13 protein-coding genes are annotated in these 17442 nt (G+C 32.3%); 1 reads left to right on the top strand and 12 read right to left on the bottom strand.

Translation table 4 applies throughout. The features are described from left to right. Positions 1-40: 40 nt before the first annotated feature. The 12 genes from JJE79_RS00825 to JJE79_RS00770 form a co-directional block, all read right to left on the bottom strand. Positions 41-985: a P30/P32 family tip organella adhesin gene (locus tag JJE79_RS00825; protein WP_222926603.1), complete on the bottom strand. Its 945-nt coding sequence runs from the start codon at positions 983-985 to the stop codon at positions 41-43. A gap of 42 nt (positions 986-1027) precedes the next feature. Continuing rightward, the gene (locus JJE79_RS00820; RefSeq protein ID WP_222926602.1) at positions 1028-1840 is read right to left on the bottom strand and encodes a phosphotransferase; all 813 of its coding nucleotides are present in this window, start codon (positions 1838-1840) and stop codon (positions 1028-1030) included. Next, entirely contained in the window at positions 1840-6153 is a 4314-nt protein-coding gene (locus tag JJE79_RS00815) for a hypothetical protein (RefSeq protein ID WP_222926601.1), read from the bottom strand. The genes JJE79_RS00820 and JJE79_RS00815 overlap by 1 nt, the downstream gene beginning before the upstream one ends. 132 nt (positions 6154-6285) lie before the next feature. Further along, entirely contained in the window at positions 6286-7110 is an 825-nt protein-coding gene (locus JJE79_RS00810; protein WP_222926600.1) for a hypothetical protein, read from the bottom strand. 12 nt (positions 7111-7122) lie between these two features. Beyond that, the gene (gene thrS, locus JJE79_RS00805) at positions 7123-8847 is read right to left on the bottom strand and encodes a threonine--tRNA ligase (RefSeq protein ID WP_222926599.1); all 1725 of its coding nucleotides are present in this window, start codon (positions 8845-8847) and stop codon (positions 7123-7125) included. Position 8848: 1 nt separating this feature from the next. Beyond that, on the bottom strand, positions 8849-9166 hold the full coding sequence (locus tag JJE79_RS00800) for a DUF3217 domain-containing protein (protein ID WP_222926598.1): 318 nt from the start codon (positions 9164-9166) through the stop codon (positions 8849-8851). Further along, positions 9166-9771 carry an MPN555 family protein chaperone gene (locus JJE79_RS00795; protein WP_222926597.1) on the bottom strand — a complete coding sequence of 202 codons (606 nt, stop codon included), beginning with the start codon at positions 9769-9771 and terminating at the stop codon, positions 9166-9168. The genes JJE79_RS00800 and JJE79_RS00795 overlap by 1 nt, the downstream gene beginning before the upstream one ends. Before the next feature lie 43 nt (positions 9772-9814). Continuing rightward, positions 9815-10135: a DNA-binding protein gene (locus tag JJE79_RS00790; RefSeq protein ID WP_222926596.1), complete on the bottom strand. Its 321-nt coding sequence runs from the start codon at positions 10133-10135 to the stop codon at positions 9815-9817. Next, positions 10116-11162, bottom strand: coding sequence for a signal recognition particle-docking protein FtsY (gene ftsY / locus JJE79_RS00785; protein WP_222926595.1), 1047 nt, complete (start codon positions 11160-11162; stop codon positions 10116-10118). The genes JJE79_RS00790 and ftsY overlap by 20 nt, the downstream gene beginning before the upstream one ends. Next, positions 11162-14113 carry an AAA family ATPase gene (locus tag JJE79_RS00780; protein ID WP_222926594.1) on the bottom strand — a complete coding sequence of 984 codons (2952 nt, stop codon included), beginning with the start codon at positions 14111-14113 and terminating at the stop codon, positions 11162-11164. The genes ftsY and JJE79_RS00780 overlap by 1 nt, the downstream gene beginning before the upstream one ends. A 108-nt stretch (positions 14114-14221) precedes the next feature. Continuing rightward, complete coding sequence (gene hemW, locus JJE79_RS00775) at positions 14222-15268, bottom strand: radical SAM family heme chaperone HemW (RefSeq protein WP_222926593.1); 1047 nt, start codon at positions 15266-15268, stop codon at positions 14222-14224. Further along, positions 15261-16175 (bottom strand): tRNA (adenosine(37)-N6)-dimethylallyltransferase MiaA, encoded by a 915-nt coding sequence (locus tag JJE79_RS00770; RefSeq protein ID WP_255565854.1) that lies wholly within the window; start codon positions 16173-16175, stop codon positions 15261-15263. Before JJE79_RS00770 ends, hemW begins: the two co-directional genes overlap by 8 nt. A 60-nt stretch (positions 16176-16235) precedes the next feature. Between JJE79_RS00770 and JJE79_RS00765 the strand changes: the two genes are divergently transcribed. Continuing rightward, positions 16236-17333, top strand: coding sequence for a hypothetical protein (locus tag JJE79_RS00765; RefSeq protein WP_222926592.1), 1098 nt, complete (start codon positions 16236-16238; stop codon positions 17331-17333). The last annotated feature ends 109 nt before the right edge of the window (positions 17334-17442 follow it).

The following is a 17442-nucleotide window of genomic DNA, read 5'->3' as shown; positions in this document are numbered from 1 at the left end:
AGTTTAAAGCCTTATTATAGAGTGAATTTATAATAACGCTTTAAACTTTGCGAGGAACCTGTTGTTGGGGATTGAACCCTGGGCGTGGACCCATTTGGGGATTCATTTGTGGATTACCCATTTGGGGATTAAAACCAGGTCTTGGTCCCATTTGTGGGTTCATTTGTGGATTACCCATTTGAGGATTAAACCCTGGGCGTGGACCCATTTGTGGGTTCATTTGTGGATTACCCATTTGTGGGTTGAAACCAGGTCTTGGTCCCATTTGTGGGTTCATTTGTGGATTATTCATCTGAGGATTAAATCCTGGGCGTGGTCCCATTTGTGGGTTCATTTGTGGATTACCCATTTGTGGGTTAAAACCAGGTCTTGGACCCATTTGTGGATTCATTTGTGGATTATTCATCTGAGGATTAAATCCTGGGCGTGGACCCATTTGTGGGTTCATCTGAGGATTATTCATCTGTGGATTAAATCCAGGTTGCATACCCATTTGGGGATTAACAGGTGGCATGGGTTGTGGTTGGATTGCTGGTTGTGGATTAACATTCACAGTTGGTGTTGGTTCAACTGCTTGCGTTTCTTCAACAGCTTGTGTTTCTTCTTCCACTTGTTCGGTTTGTTGTTGTTCTTCCATTGAACCTAGTGATTGAACCATTCTTTCATGTTCTTCACGTTCTTGAAGCATCATGCGTTCTTTTTTCTTGGCTAATGGGATTCCAATTCCTAAACCTAGAACTAATGAAATAAGAATTAAACCACCCCCTGCACCAATTACTGGTCAAAATCAAGGTTCTTCTGTAATTGGTGGTTTTGTTACAACTTGATTGTTTTGACCGTTATCACCTTCAGCGTGTAATACTAATTCGTTTGAAGTTTGATTTGTTTTGTTATCAATAACAAAACCACTAGCTAGCACAATACCAGCTGGTAAAGTTGCCATTATGCTTAGAAGTTTTGATTTTAACCGTTTATTTTTCAACATAATCAATTAATTTTAATATATTTTTACTCTTTTTCTACTACTCTAATGGGTAGTGAACAATCTTAGATACTCGTCTAGACGCGTTTGCACCATCTTGCGATAAGCAATGATTTTATCTGTTTGTTTCATATTGTAAGTTCAGATGAGTGCAAACAAACAAGTGATGATCAAAAAGTCCTCAAAGACTTTTTGATCCAACCCACCATAAGCATGAAGCAAATAGTAAGCTTGATCTAAGTTTAGTGATTCTCGCGCCATGTTTGCTAAATCAAAGTATGGCGTGTTAATCCTTGACCATTCATAGTCAATCAGATGAATCTGATTAAACTGATCTACCAACATATTGTGGGCATTTAGATCTGAATGGGTTAAAGTTGTTGGTAGATCTTTATACTTATTTATCAATTCGACATAAAGCTTTTTATGTCGGGTTGATAATTTAGCATTCTCAATTCCCTTAAACCAGTCAATTGGTAGGATGTTTAGATTATTAAGATCGACTTGGTGGATCTTTTTGATTGCTATTGCTAAATTATCAAGCCGAAGTCGATCAAAATAATCAACTTCTTTACCTGGAATTCATTTTTTAATGCAATCACCAGTGTCTTGATCAAAGTAGATGAATAAGTCAATATTCAGCGCTTTGATCACATTGTATTCATTAGTTCTAGAAACTAATTCATTGTTTCTAGCAAACCGCACTTGGTATTTTTGATCATCACTAGTTATGATCAAAAAAGACAAGTTGGTAAACCCGTTATGGATTTGAGTGATGCTAACTATATCACGCCGCGAGTAAGCTGTGTGTTCTATGAAGAACTGCAAGGCGACATCTTGGCTTTGTTCACTATTCATTACCAATAACCTCTTGACATTACTGGTCTTCTAGCTGAATAACGTGAGCGCATCATTCCACCACGCATTGGTGGCATGTAAGAAGCTCTTCTAACACCAACTGGTGTTACGCTCACTCTTCTAGGTGGTAACACTCTTCTTGGCGCAATAACTGGAGCAATCGGTCTAGCTATTGGTCTAGAAGCACTAGATCCTGTTAATAATGGTCTTGTTGGTCTTCTGATCTCACCTACATAAGTGTCATAGTTTGATCGGTAGTATTGTGTTGATGGACGATCATAATCATAACCATAACCTTCTTTGTGTCTTAAATAGTTTAATTCTCTTCTAGCTAAATTGTTTGGCATCATTCTAGATTCAAATCTTGGTTCTGATCTTCTAGAAGAAATATAGCTATATCTTCTAGAAGGTTTATTTAATTCATAAGCAGCTGGTTTTCTGATTTCAAACTTAGCTCTTGGTTCATATGGTTGATATGATGGTTCATATCGTTGTTGATTTAGATATGAATCATCTTCATATCTTCTAGGTTGTTCAAATCTTCTAGGTTGATATGGTTTAGGTTCATATGCTTCATATTGTTCATATCTAGGTTCATATCTAGATTGATAATCATTTGAAGCACTTCTTCTTGGTTGGTCTTGATATGAACCATATCCTGGTTCATATGATTCAGGATATTCTTCATATCTTGGTTGATCGTAGTATTGATCGTGACCAGGGCGTTGATCAACGTATTGATTTTGTTGATCGTGATAGTGATCATAACGATCATTAGCATAGTGATCGTGATGATCTACATATCTAGCATCATAGTCTTGGTATTGGTTTTGACTATAAGCTTCTTGGTGATAGTGTGGTTGGTGAGTTGGTTGGTAGTTGTTTAATTCTTGGTGGTAGTGTTCAGGTTGTTGTTCTCTTAGTGGTTGTGGTCTTAGAACTTCGTTGGTTGGTTGAACTACTTGTGGGTTGATATTGATGCTTGGTGCTGGTTCATTAACAGCTTGAGTCACACCAGGGATGTAGTTGTCGTTGTTTAGAATGTGTTTTTGTTCTCTTGAAGCTGTGTATAAAGCTTGTGGTTGAACTTTGATTTCAGGTTCTAAGAATAAGTTTTGTTCAACAGGTTGAGCAGTTATTGTTTGGTTGATTGTTGGTTGAACAACAGGTGTTGGTTGAACAACTGGGGTTGGTTGAACTACTGGTTGAACTGGTGTAGGTTGAATTACAGGAGTTGGTTGGATTTCAACTTCAGCAGTTGATAGTTCATCAACTTGTTGTTGAATTGATTTAGTTGGTTTTTTCTGAACAACAACAGGAGTGTCTTCTTCTTCAAAATCAACTGCTTGTTGAATTAAGAACTCCATTTGTTTTGCACTCAATGGTTTTTTAGGCGCAACAACTTCTTGACTTACTTCATCATCTCATTCTTCAATGATATGACGTTCTTGAATGATTGGTTTTTGTTCGTTAATTTGGTTATTAAAAGCATTAGCATTGAAGCTGTTAGCTTGCATTGCTTGTTGAGCTTTTAATAACTCATTATGAATTGGTTGTTGTTGTTGTTGTTGAACAACTTTAGCCTTGTTAACTTGTTTATTAACCTTAGGCATTAAACTATCAAGTGATGGTTGTTGTTTGATTGATGGTTCAATTTCTTCTAGAACTTGACTTAATGATTTAGCTGGTTCGTCGTATTCTAATTCAATTAGATCATCTAATCTAGTAACTTTAACTTGTTCAACTGGTTGAACTAATCTAGGTAGTTCACGTTCAAATTGAGCTTGTTGTTGGATTGAATCTCTGATTTGAACTCTTGTTGGTTTAGGTTGTGCTTGAACTTGAACTTCTGGAGTAATTGAAATTGGTTCTAATTTCAATTCTGGTTGTTCTTGTTGAATTGATAAAACTGGTTCAACTTTTGAGAATGTGTCTTCAACTTCTTCAAAAGTTAATTCGTCTTCTTGTTCAAATTCTAATTGTAATTGTTGATCTTCTAATTGATCATCTAATGATGGAACTTGTAATTGAACTAGTTCAAATTCATCAATTTGTTTTTGTGGTTTGTTATTAACTGAATAATCAACTGGCGTTGGCAGTTCAAATGATTTAAATTCAATGGTTTGTGAATTTTCTAAATCAACTTTTTTAATTTCAGGTGTTTCAAATTTAGGTAATTCAATAACAACTGGAATTTCTTCTAAGCTTGATAAATCCTTCTTAGGTTGATCAACTTCTGGTTCAACAACAGTTTTATCTTCTTCAACTGGTTGTTCAACTTTAGTTTCAACAGTTGTTTTGTCTTCTTCTAGAATTTCTGGTTGAGAAGGTTGAACTACTGCTTCTGATTTTAATTGTTCAGATGGTTGTTCTTGAACATGTTTGATTTCATCAGTCTTAACTGCTGGTTGTTCAACTTGAGTTTCAACTGTTGTTTTGTCTTCTTCAACTGGTTGTCCAACTTTTGTTTCAACAGTTGTTTTGTCTTCTTTAACAACTTCTTCTTGTGAAGGTTGAACTGCTTGTTGAGCAGCTTGTTTAACAGCTTCAACAACAGGAGCTGCTTGTTCAACTACTTGTTGAATTACATCTTCTTTAACTGGTTGGTCAACTGGTGCTGGTTGGTCAGTTTCTAACTCAATTGTGTCATCAGTTGGTTTTGTTGGTTCAGGTTTTTTAACACCTTGAACTGCATAACGAATTTGTTTTTTAGCTGGTTTAGTTGGTTTTTTATCAACAGCTGGAGCAGCTTCTTCTTTAACTTCTTCAGCTTTATTTTCTTCAACAACTGTCTTATCTTCTTCAACTGGTGCAGCTTGTTCAACTGGTTGAACTTCACTAGCTTCATGAACTAGTTCAGGTTGAACTTCTGGTTGTTGAACAACTGGTTCAGGTTGAACAACTTGTTGAGCTTCAACAACTTGGTCTGGTTGAACTACATCATTATTTAGATCAACTTCAACAGTTGGTTCAGCTTGAGCATAGATTTGATCTGCAGCTTGTTGTAATGGTGAATCAACTACTGGTTGGTTATTTTGTTGTGCGTATGGATCAACATTATTATTAAATTGTTGTTGATCTTGATTGAATTGGTTGTAAGCTTGATCAGCTACTGGTTGGTTGTAAGCTGGATCATAAGCAGATGTTTGATCATAAGCTGATGTTTGATCGTATTGTTGAGTGAACTCTTGTGTATAAGTTCCTGTTTGATCATAAGCAGAAGTTTGATCATAAGCTGATGTTTGGTCGTATTGTTGAGTGTTATCAACTTGGCTTTGATCATAGTTAGCTTGAGCGTTTGGATCAACATAAGCTTGTTGTGCTTGATCAAATTGTTGTTGGTTAGGATCAACGAATCCTTGGGCGTTTGGATCGTTGTATTGTGCGTTTGGATCTACATAACCCGCTGCATTAGCATCAGCATATTGTTGGTTTGGATCAACATATGCTTGTTGTGCGTTTGGATCTGCATAGTCTTGTTGAGCATTAGCAGCATTAGGATCAACATAACCAGTTGCATTTGGATCAACATAAGCCTGGTTTTGATCATTGTATTGAGCATTAGCATCAACATAACCAGTTGCATTTGGATCAGCATATTGTGCATTTGGATCAGCATATGCTTGTTGTGCATTAGGATCTGCATAGTCACCACCAGCGTTTTGATCATAAGATTGAGTTTGATCATATTGAGCGTTTGGATCGACATAACCTTCGGCATTTTGTGCATACTGTTGATCATATCCAGCTTGATCAGCTGCTAGTTGTTGTTCATCAGCTGCTTGGGTTTGATCCACTTCTTGGGTTTCGTCATAAGCGGTGGTTTCATCAACTTCTTGAGTTTCATCATAACTACCATCATCCAGGTTTTGTTGATCAGCTAGATCGTCTTCTGGCATATCTGCTAAATCTAAATAACTTGAATAATAATTTGAAAAATCTAACTCATAACCTTCTAGATCAGTGTAATAAGCACTATCAACTGGTTCTTCGGTTTCTGTATTAACTAATGATTGGTCTAATGCGTTATATCTTAATAATACTTGTTCACCAACATCATTAATCGCATCAATATAATAATGATTATTAACAAAACTAAACTCAGCATGATCTAATCCAAACAGTTGTGCTGGTAAAGCTTTTTTAGGTTTTAATAAGTTAATTAGTTCATTATTTTCATTAACACCAACTAAATAAAACTTCGCTTTTTGATCATAAGCAAAGTTGAAGTCATAAGCTGCATACTTCTTAAAGGCTTTAGTTTTTAGTTTTGGTAGTTGTTTAATTAATTTCTTGTAAAATTTCGGGTTCATAGTTGCTTAACGCCCATTTAATTTATAGATAGCACAATTTTAATTATTGATTATATTTTTAATATTAACTCATTTTAGATTGTTTAACTACAACTGATTTTGCTTATTATTTTTTAATAATAAAAAAGTTGTCTAAACAATCGATTTGAGGTTTTCTAGTAATAAATGTAGTTGGTTAGGCTGGTAGATAAACTGGGCTTTTTTATGATAACTTTCAGCCATCTTACTAGAAAACACATTGTAATCAAAATGATCTAATAATTGTTCATTAATATGATCGTTTAGTGATAAGTAGATTAAAAAACTATCGTTGAAATGTTTTTTAATCGTATTGTATTTATTAATATCCTTATTAATAAACAAGCCATCATCATGATTTAGTTTAATGAATTCAAAGCGGTCGTGGTTTTTGATCGTTTGTGAAAAATCATCGCAGTTAATTCATTCACTAATGTTAAAAAGATAAATTTGACTGATTACCATCTTTTTAATCTGTTGGTTGAAACTATCATAATCATTGTTCCAATTCATTTGGTGCTTCCAACGTTGTCGGGCCTGCTTAATCGTGTTGTAGTTTAAGAAATAAGAAGCAGCTAGATTGTCATAACTATCAGGGTTGCTTAACCCCTTGGCAACAATACCTGATTGTTTGATTAGTGCTAAGTGATTAATTAGATCATAATCGTTCTTTTTAAAGATTGATTCGTAATAAAACTTCTTATCGTGTTTTTTTCTTAAACAAGCCCCGTTGGCCATTAAGATGTTGATGTCATCAACATCAAGTTTTACTAAGTTATTAAAATGTAAGATGTTTTCATACCAACTGTTTGAACTGATGATGATCTCAAAGCGATCTTTGAGATCATTAATTACTTTGGTTAGTGCGTCAATGTCATAACCATCATCATAAATCGAACGCACATCAACATCAATGATTAATAACTTATTCTTATTCATTTGTTTTATTAACTAATATGGTTTTTTAAACAACTCAATAAACTTACTTAGTTCTAGTTGGTTAGATTCACTTTGTCCGTATAAACGGTAAGTGATTTGGTTCAGATCATTAGCTTCATTATCACCAACAATAACTTGAACAGGGACCTTGTTGATTTGCGCTTCTCGGATTTTTTTATTCATTCTTTCATCACGTTGATCAACACTTACTCTTAGATTATGTTGTTCAAAGATGTTTGCTAATTGCTTACATGCTTGTAAATGCACGTTGTTATTGATTGGAATAATCGTGATTTGTTTTGGAGCTAACCATAGATCTAATGCACCTTTGGTTTGTTCTAATAATGTTGCCACAAAACGTTCATAAGTTCCAATGATCCCTAAGTGGATGATCACCCCTTGTTCAAACTCGTTGTTTTTGTTTTTATATTTAATGTCAAATTTTTCAGGTGAAGGTAGTGAGAAATCTAATTGGATTGTTGATACGGTAATGATCTTATTTAGTGCTGTTTTTACTTGGAAGTCAATCTTAGGTCCATAAAAAGCAGCTTCACCAACTTGTTTGGTATATGTTAGTCCTAAATCAATTAGTGCGTCTTCTAATTGTTTTTCAGAACGTGATCACATTTCTTTGTTATCAATAAATGATTCTTTATCAGCTGGATCGTGTAATGATAGATCAATACGGTGAAACTTCAGATTAAATGTGCTAATTACTTCATTGATCACTTTATAAGCATTTAAGATTTCACTCTTAATTTGATCTAAACGACAAAAGATGTGGTTGTCTAATAACATCATGGCTCGCACACGTTCAAGCCCAGTTAAACCACCTGATGCTTCATAACGGTGTAACAATGCATCTTCTGATAAACGCATTGGTAAGTCGTCATAGTTTCTTGTTTTGTTTAAATAAACCAAACAGTGGTGTGGGCATGTCATAGGTCTTAGCATCATGCTATCACCATCTAGCAATTTGATTTCAGTAAACATATCTTTAGCATAGTGCGCATAGTGCCCTGATTTTTTATAAAGATCCACACTACCCAACACAGGGGTGTTTACAAAAGTAAATCCGTATTTGGTTTGAACACTATGAACATAATCACCAATTAGCTGACGCACGATCTGACCGTTTGGTAATCAAATCGGCATCCCAGCTCCTGCTAACGGATTGAATGTGAATAGTTCTAAGATCTTATTAATACGACGGTGATCACGTTGTTTTTGTTCTTCAATAACGGCTAAATAATCAGCCATCGTTTTATCATTATCAAAACCAAAACCATTTAGACGCACCATGACAACATTATTCTTGTCACCCTTAAAATACGCCCCACCAACTGATTGGAAATTAAATGCTTTTAATTGTTTGGTATTTTCTAACACCCCACAATTTGCTACATAATAATAATCATCATCAATTTGCGCTAAACAAACAAGATCTTCTTCACACTCATTGATCAATTCAACGCTGTAAGGTTGATTGATTAATAACTTGATTGCTTGTTGTTTATCAACTTTGTGTTCTTTGATTGGTTTAGCTGATGAGGTTAGTTTAGTTAATGATTTGATAAGCTTATTAAAATCTTCAGGATTGATCTTAATGGTTTGTGATAAATAATCTAAATAAAATCCTTGATCATTAACTTGGATGTTTCCAAACTTAATTGCTTCATCTTGTTTTTTTAGAACAACCTGAAGCATTAATAAAGCAGTATTAAAGTAATTAAGCATATTAATTTTCTTCTTGTTGATTAGTTAATGTTTTGTCGTGATTAACTAAAATTTTCTCGGCTAAAATTTGTGTTTTTCAAATTTTGGTTTTTTTATCTTGATAAGTAGTTAAAACACCCTTAACAAATAAGTGTTCGTGGTTTTGCACGTATTCAGATAATTTTTGTCCTAGTTCATCGTTAGCATAGATTACAAAAAAATCCGTAAAAATCTTATTTCCAAACTTACGCTTTTGCGTGATCGTTACATAAAACCCAGTTTTATTTTTTGATCACTTAGAACTGTCAATCTGACCACCTATCAATACAGTATTAAGCATTAATCAACACTCTTATCTGATGATTTTTGATCTTCTTCATAAGCAGGGTTTTGCATATTAAATCTAATTGCAAACATGCTGATGGTTTTTAACACCATTTTTTCTTCGAAGATTGAAACACGCACTGATTCAAATTTTTGTTTATCGTTTAATACATCATGAATTGATTGGTTGGTTTTTTGATAATAAATATCCAACATGTTTTTTACTTCTTCATCAGATACTTTAACTTTTCATTGTTCTGATAAATAATCAAACATTAAACCTTTTTTGATGATCTTATCAGCCATGCTGTTTAATACTTCTTCTTTTTGAGAAGTTAAACCATTTGCTTTTAATTGTTCGATGATTTTCTTAATTTCTTCTTGATCAATTTCAAACTCAAAGTGAGATGCTAAATGATTCATGATTGATGAAAATAAGTTGTCTTTAATGCTTAGTTGTAATAATTCATATTGCAACATCGTTTCATCATTCATGTTAGGAATCGCTGCTTTGATTCTTTCACGTTGTTGTTGCATCATTGCAGGATCAATGAAGAATTGGGTAACTTTGATTTCTTGATTGTAATCAATCTCTTTAATTAATTTTAGTTTTGATGACATTATATATAATAACCTTTTGTTAGTAATTTTAATATTTTAATTTTTATTTAGTTTCTAGATTGATGAGTTTAGCTTTTAGTTGTTCATCATCAATCATTTGATATAAAACCATCCGTTGGTTGGATTGTTCTAATAGTTGCAATAATGCTTCATAATCTTTGAGTTGAATTATTCCCTTTTTAATCTGATCATAAACAGCATGTTTTGATACTTGATAATTGGTGGCAATTTCGTTGTATGATAGGTTGTTGATTAAGTATTCTTCTAAGTATTGTTTGGTTTTAGATGATAACAACTTTTCATAGTAACTAAACAACCGATTTAAATAATCCCATTCTTGCAAATTAACTATTGGTTTGTTCATAATCTAATTTAAGATTTGCTGTTAATGAGATTAAGTATTTTTGCAGATCAAAACTTACTAAATCATCGAGTTTTTCGCCTAATCCGATTAATTTTACGGGGATATTAAATAGATCTTTTATTCCCAAAATAATTCCGCCTTTTGATGATGAATCCATCTTGGTTAAAATGATACCAGATATACTACTTACTTCATGAAAAACTTTAGCTTGCATCAGACCTGATTGACCCGTGGTTGCATCTAGAACTAATAATGATTCATCCACCTTACGTTCAATGAATTTTTCAATCACGCCATTGATCTTTTTTAATTCGTTCATCAGATTGACTTTGTTTTGTAATCTTCCTGATGTGTCACAGATGACTAGATCATAATCTTTTTGTTTGGCAAAATTTAAACCTTCATAAATCACAGCAGCTGGATCTTTTTTGGTTTCATCCTTATAAATATCAACATTTAAGCGTTGTGCTCAGATATTTAATTGTTCAACTGCACCAGCTCTGAATGTATCGGCTGCTACTAATAAAACTTTCTTATCAAGTTTTTTGTAATAATTTGCTAGTTTTGCAATCGAGGTTGTTTTACCAACGCCATTAACTCCAACAACTAAAAAAACATTTTGTCTGCCTTGTTGATAATTTAAATCAATATTTACTTCACTGTCTTGAATGTAATAAATAAACAACTTATCAACAATGATTTGCTTAATCAATGTCGGATCAATTACCTTCTGGTATTTGATTTCTTCCATGATGGCATCAACAATCTTTTTTGTTGCAGTATATCCGATGTCTAATTGAATGAAAGAATCAAACAAATCATCGTAAAATTCGTCATTTAATGTGACATATTTGGTTGATAATTGATTGATGATATCTGAAAAAGAATTTGAACTTTTTTTCAAGCCATCATCAAACTTTTCTTGGTTAGATTCAAACAAAGAATGTTCTTGATTTTTTTTACTAATTTCTTCAACAACATCTGGCTTTTTTTTGAACTTACTAAATAACTTCTTAATAAAACTCATTATTCAGCCTCAACTTCTTCTGCCATATCCTTAGCTTGGTGTAATGACACTGATAACATCTTAGTCACACCTTTGGTTTGCATCGTTGCACCAATCAACTTATCACATTTAACCATCGTTCCTTCACGGTGGGTAATGATTAAGAATTGCGTTTGTTTTGATGAGTTCTTAATGATGTTAGCAAAACGTTCAACGTTGGCTAAGTCTAATGCACTTTCTGCTTCATCTAATACTACTAATGGGAATGATGAAACTTTTAAAATACTAAATAATACTGATAAAGCAACTAATGCTTTTTCACCACCTGATAACAGGTTTAAGTTACCAATATTTTTTCCAGGAGGTGAAGCAAATACTTCAATACCACTTGCTAATTTATCTTCTGGATTTGAGTATCTGATTTCACAATTACCACCACCAAATAAGTAATAGAATGTTTTAGGTAATTCGTTATTTAAATCACTAATTAATTGATCAAATTCTTGGATTGCTTTTTCATCTAAACGAATAATCGCATCATTGATCTTATCACGAGCATTAATCAATTCTTGTTGTTGGTTATATAAAGTTTCATAACGTTCTTTTTTAACATCAAGCTCTTCAATCGCTTCCATGTTAATTGCACCAAGATTGTTTAATGTGCTTTGTAATTTAACAACTTCATTACGTGCTTGTGATAATGAAATTGGTAATGGTTTATTGAAGTTTTCAATCGCAAATTCAATCGCCATTCCGTATGATTCATTAATCTTAGATTTTGATAAATACATCGTATTTTCGTGCTTAGTTAACAGCTCACGATGTTTTAATTTATCGTTTTTATCATCATCAATTTCACGATAGAAACTACTTACTTCTTTTTCAAGTTGACTAACTTGTTTTTGATACATTTCTTTCGCTTCTTGATTAATCTTTAAATCTTGAGCTAATGTTGTTTTTTTAGTTTCTAAACTGAACAATTCAGATTTGATTTTTTTATCATCTCACTTAACATCTTTACCATCAAAAGTTTTATCAGTTAATTGTTCGTATTGAATTTTGTAATCATCAAATTTCTTTTGTTCAATAACTACTAAATCTTGATAACGTTGAATTGTGATTTTTTTCTCACTGTATTCGTTTTCTTTTTTAGTTAGATCTGCTTGGTAAAATTCGATGTTTTTATTCAATTCATTAATGTTTTTATCAGCTACTGAATATTCTTGTTTTAAGCTGTCAATTTTTTCATCAACATTAAAGATTGTTTGAGCGTGTTTAGTTTCAGCACCACCAGTAATTGCCCCACCAGCATTAACAATATCACCACCCAGTGAGATCACGCGGTATAGTTGGTAAGTAAATTTAGAAATCTTGGTAGCTGATTCTAAATCTGATGCAATAATGATCTGACCTAATAATGCTTTGATGGCTGGATCGTATTTATCATGATAATCAATTAGATTGCAAGCAATACCTAAATAACCTTCAACTTGATCTAGAACTTCTAAATGTTCAGGTTTAACTTCGCGATCTTTTAAGTTGGCTAGTGGTAAGAATGTCGCTTTACCAGCGCGGTTAGCTTTTAAGAAATTAACAGCATTAATCGCATCTTGGTTACTATCAACAATAATGTTTTTAGCTGCACGGTTTAATGCGGTTGAAATCGCAACTTCATATTGTTCATCAACCTTAATAAAATCTTGAACAATACCATGAACACCACCAATTGCATCTTTATTATTTAATACCGTGCGCACACCAATATCTTGAGCTAATTGATTTTGTTTTTGGTTTACATAAAACTGAATTTGTGAGTTTGCTTCATAGCGTCTAACTTGGTGAGTGGCAAGTTCTTTTTTTAATGTTTCTAACTGAACTGTTAATGCTTCTTTTTCTGAATGTTGAACCTTTAATTCTTCTTCTCATTTAGTAATTAAATTAAAGTATTTTTTTAATTGTTCTTCAGATGATTTTAACAGTTGTTCTAACGCATCAATTTTCTTATTTTTATCGTTAGAATCTAAATCTGATTTAAGTTGTAAGTCATTAAAAACATTACGCTTTTCTAATAATGAAATTTCATCATAAATTTTTTGTAATTCGTTTTGAATTTTCTGAACATTATTATCAGCAGTTGCATAACGTTTTTTAAAGGTATCAAGTTTTTCCTGATTGATTTGTAATTGGGGGTCGTTCTTTAATAAACGTTCATCAATTTTCGCAATTTTTTCAGATAAGCCTTCAATTTCTTTTTGGGAAATTAAATATTCATTAACTGCTAATGTTACTTCAAGATCTTTTAATTTTTCTTTAGTTTCACTATACAGTTTTGCTTTTTCTGCTTGTTGACTTAATTTCTTTAAATCACGATTAAGCTCATTAACGATTGTTGTAATTTCTTTTAAGTTATCGTTAGTTCTTGCAATCTGTTTAATTGCGTCTTGCTTCTTTTTAGCATAACGTCCAATCCCAGCAGCATCTTCAAAGATTTGTCTGCGATCTTCTGGTTTAGCTTCAATAAAGTTTGATACGGTGTTTTGCGAAATAATACATAACGAACCTTTTGTTAAACCTGAATCTAAGAAGATGTCATTGATTTCTTTAAGTGATGATGGCTCGTTATTAATTAAGTATTCAGATACCCCACTACCACGATATACTCTTCTGGTAACTGTGATCTCTTTACGTTTGTCATGTAAATAACCTTGTGAGTTGTCAAATGTCAAACTTACTTCTGCAAATTTAGATGCAGGTTTTTCTTGCGAACCAAAGAAGATAACATCATCACTGGTTTTTCCTCTCAGGTTTTTCATAGAACGCTCACCAAGCACTCACTTTAAAGCATCTACTACATTTGACTTACCAGAGCCGTTTGGCCCTACAATCCCCGTTACGTGTTCGTCAAAGCTGAAATTAACATTGTCAGCATATGATTTAAACCCTTGGGCATGAAATTTCTTTAAAAATAGCATTGCGAAATTAACTTATACCTTTTTTATGAATAAGATTAATAAGAATTATATAGAAAAGAAAAAGCAAGCTGACAGGCTATCTTTTTATTAGTATTTATTACTAATAGATTAGTTGAAAATATTGATAATTGACTCGTTTAGTAGATCAATATTGTTAGCTTTTAAATGGTTTTTAACAATGCTGACATAGTTGAGTTTATCCTTGTATTTAAGATAAGCAGTCTTGAATGGTTCAATGGTTATATCAATGCCATCTTTTAGCCTTAAACCCATCATTAAAACACGTTGATAAAAGTCTTCTTCGCTTAGTGCTGTGCTCTTGATTTCTCAGTTATCAATTGTGCCATCATAATAATAACTTTTACGGTCTTCAAACCCATGAGCACCCCATCCGATTGCAGCATAATCTTTGGATAATCAATAAGCCAAATTATGAACTGAACGATACTTTTTTAAGCGTGATCAATTAGCCACTTCATAACGCTTATAATTTAGCTTATTTAGTTCAGCTTTCATCGTCTTTAATTGGATTGCTTCTTGATCTAAATCAATCTCATAAGGGGTCTTAGTTAAATATGCTCCTGGTTTTAAATCTAAGCCATAAAAAGATATGTGGTTTGGTTTAGTTTTTTTAATGAATTTTATGTTCTCAATAACATCATCTTTTTTCATGTGAGGCAATGCATACATAAGATCGATATTAATGTTATCAATGCCTTGTTCATGTAAATTTTTGATTGCTTGATAACACTGATTTATGTCATGAGTTCTGTTTAAATATTTCAGGATTTTATTATTAACAATTTGCACTCCAACAGACACTCGATTTACTTTGTTTTTTTTCAGAACTTTTGCTTGTGATTTTGTAATTAAATCTGGATTACATTCTATAGTAAATTCACACGTTTTTGCCGCATATTTTGAAATATTTAATAAAAAATAATCTAATAATTCATCGCTAAATATATTAGGCGTTCCACCACCTAAATAGATACTTAAAAATTGTTCTTGTTTAAATGATTTTTTTTCTATTTCTTTTAATAAATCATCAACTACTTTTTGTGGATTATAACGATCAATTAACTCTCGTTTAAAATCACAAAAAGTGCAAATCTTTTGACATAGCGGTAAGTGAATGTATAGATGTTTAGTCATTATCTTTTATGTATTCAATTATCTCATCACACAATTTATCAGCATCATCATTAAAGAAATTAAATTCGTATGTTTTTAAACCATCATTAAATTTATTTCTTGTTCAGGTTAATTGGTGTTTAACTAGTTTTTTAAGTTTCTTATTAATTGCTTCACGATCAATCGGTTTTTTATTTAATCATGCATCATAAACTTCTGGATAACCTAATGCCTTCATTGCAATTAATTTTTTATCAATATTTTTATCTTTAATTAGTTGATCTAAATAAGCAATTTCTTCAGTTCATTTTAGATCATCAATCATCTCATTTAATCGCTTATCTAAGTAGTCAAAAAGTTGCTGTTTTTCTGACATACATTTAACAACAATATAATCAAACTTTTTTGTATCATTTTTTGACTTTTTACCGTGTTTTTTGAACAAATACACTGCTCTTAACAATCTTCTTCTATTGTTAATTCCGATCTTATTTGCTTCATCAAAATCATAGCTTAATAATTGATTAAAAAGTTCTTGGTTCTCTTGTTGTTCTAACTCATTAAATAATGCTTGATCTAACGACTCATTTTCTAGTTGATAATCATTAATCAAACTGTTGATATAAAGATGGCTGCCTCCACACACAATTGTTCAATTTGGAGTGCGTGACAAAATATCCTTAGCTTTCTTATTAAAATGAGCTATTGATCAATCATCAAATATTGATATTTCAGAAACCAAATGATAATCAATTTCAGATAAAGTTTTTGCTGATGGTTTATTAACACCAGCATTTAATTCTTTATAAACTTGAAAAGCATCAGCTGAGATAATTGGCAGATTTAATCTTAATGCTAATTTGTTAGCTAAATACGATTTTTTAGTTCCTGTTGGTCCAATGACTAAAATTAATTTTTTTGAATGCATTATATACCAACTATATTTAATATCTTTTTATATAATATTATCTGTTATATAAATAAAAATATGAATAAAAACAAAATTGTTAAAAAACTTACAAGCCTTGCTTCAATCGGTTTAGGTTTAAGTTTTGCACTAACAAGTTGTTCAATTGGTGCTCAGTCAGGTTATTTTAAAACTGTTTCTATTAGTGATTTACAAAACAATAGAACTTTTAAGGATATTCAAACAGTTTCGTCTGAAAAAATTCAAAATCTAATTTACGGAACTAATTCAATTAACAACGGAAATTATGTTGTTTCAATCCTTACAAACACTGACCCTGCTCAAAACCAATTCATTAATGGTGGTGATTTAAGTAGTGGTAACATTTGAGCTGGACCTTACGCAAAAGCAGTTCAAAAATGACAAGGACCACAAGATAATCCGAACTACAAGTCTGGTATTACTTTCTTCTTATTCCAAGATATTTTAGATGATCAAAAACACCCATCTAATGAATTAAATCCATTCTCTAAAAAACCAGCTGATGATAAGAATGCTGGCGAACAAAGAACTCATGATGGAACAGTAGAAAGCCAACCAGCTACTCCTGCTCCTGAAGGTTCTGGATCTGGTGCTAGCACTGGTTCTGGGTCTGGTTCTGCTCAAACAGGAAATCAAAATGGTGCTCAAGCAAGTAGTGATAACAAAGATGCTAATAAAACTGAGCCTGAAAAACCAACAACAGAAACAAAACCATCAGAAGGAAACAACCCAAGCAACCCATCAGAAGGTGATAACAAAGAAAAAACTGATGGAACACAAACTAAGCCAACTGAAACTCAAAACAAATCAAATACTAACTCTGGTGAGTATTACAGAAACGATCAATCAGCTAAAGCATATCGTGAAATCGTTGAGTTCTTATTAAAAACATATCCAACTCAAACTAATGGTTGATTAAATAGAGTTGATGGAACAACTAAGATCATGAACATTGTATTTAGCAATGAAAATGGAAAAGTAACTCCTCACTTCTATATGGGTTCTGAACCTGCTGCTCCTGCTAACAACGACAATAAGGGTAATAACACTAATTCACCAACACCAGCTAATCATTTAGCTACCATCCTTGATACTAGCTTCTCATCATACTTAGATGGTATTTATAAGCTTATTTAATAAGCATTAAATTAAGCAATTTCATTATTCTTAAACATTATCCTTCGGGATAATGTTTTTTTATTACATCAATAATCATTCTTAATCCATTAATAAGCAACATAAAAAA

It is taken from the genome of Mycoplasma sp. E35C, from assembly GCF_019873825.1.
Lineage (GTDB): Bacteria > Bacillota_I > Bacilli_A > Mycoplasmatales > Mycoplasmoidaceae > Mycoplasmoides.
This window is presented reverse-complemented; position numbering and strand designations above follow the sequence as displayed.